The 1232-nt window shown below is 57.1% G+C and carries 1 pseudogene; it reads left to right on the top strand.

What is annotated here, in order from left to right:
• Positions 1 to 906: 906 nt before the first annotated feature.
• Positions 907 to 1232 (top strand): annotated as a pseudogene (locus BT199_RS27325) (alkaline protease); the annotation flags it as partial.

The raw sequence follows: 1232 nt of genomic DNA, 5'->3' as shown, positions 1-1232 counted from the left end.
CCTTGTGAGCCGACGCCAAGTCCGGACCGCTGTGAGCCGAAGCCACGGCCAGAGCCTTGTGAGCCGACGCCAAGTCCGGACCTGTGTGAGCCAAAGCCGCGCCCGTCCCCGCGTGAACCCAGGCCACGGCCTGAGACCCGCGAGCCGACGCCACGTCCAGACCCGTGGGGGCCAACGCCACGCCCGAAGCCGCGTGACCCTCGGCCACGCCCGGAGACCCGCGAGCCGACACCACGTCCAGACCCGTGTGAGCCCATGCCGCGCCCGTCCCCGCGTGACCCCAGGCCACGGCCTGAGCCCCGCGAGCCGACACCACGTCCGGCCCCGTGTGAGCCCATGCCGCGCCCGAACCCGCGTGAGCCCCGGCCATGGCCATGGCCGGTGACCCGCGAGCCGACGCCTCGTCCAGATCCCTGTGATCCGCAACCGGATCCTTGCGAGCCGAGAGCTGCCAGTCGAAACGATCAGTCGGCGTATTCAGCGCGGTCTTGGAACGGGCGCCATTCACCGGCAGCCGCACGCTGAATACGTTCAAGTAGCGTGCTGCTTTTATAAGTAAAAAAGTCGCGCTGATTGCTCGATTTAAATCGAGTCTGTTGCAAAATCAAATCATGTATTACGCAGTGTATAAGTGCAAACAATCAGCAATGGCTTGATGTTCGTCAGTAAAGCGGGTGCTGTGATACTTATATAAAGATTGGTTTGTCGGGTAATTAATTTTCTTGGGTTGTGAATGGTTGAATGGGTGGGCGGTTATGCACGGACTGGCCGTAGCGGCTCGGAAGGGGAGGTTGATCGACTTAAAGATTTGAATGGCTATTAATGAAGTTGGATGTCTAGGAATTCACCGGTGACTTACGTGTGAAGTGTTGTGTTGTTGTTTTTAACTAACTGAGAAACGTGATTATGATCAATGCAAATACACCCGCTGCAAATTATTATGTGCCCACACCGAACGCGGCCCCTCAGCCGTCTCAGGTGCTACGTTCTGGCAATCCAGCTGAAAGTGAGGCTGCCAGTTTCCTTCATCGCGACGCGAACTTAGCAGCCGACAAACAAGCCTCAACAAACTCTCAATTGCTTAATCTTTCTGCTCCGCTGATAGGGGCACGCACTCATCAGCAGCGAATGTATGGATTGAGTCTAAACTCGGGGCTGCTTCGACTTGGAGACATCCATTCCGGCAACGTGGTGACGGCCCGTTGCTATCCGATGGCAGAGGAAAATACCAA

The organism is Pseudomonas sp. NFR02 (genome assembly GCF_900119375.1).
GTDB lineage: Bacteria > Pseudomonadota > Gammaproteobacteria > Pseudomonadales > Pseudomonadaceae > Aquipseudomonas > Aquipseudomonas paracarnis.
This window is presented reverse-complemented; position numbering and strand designations above follow the sequence as displayed.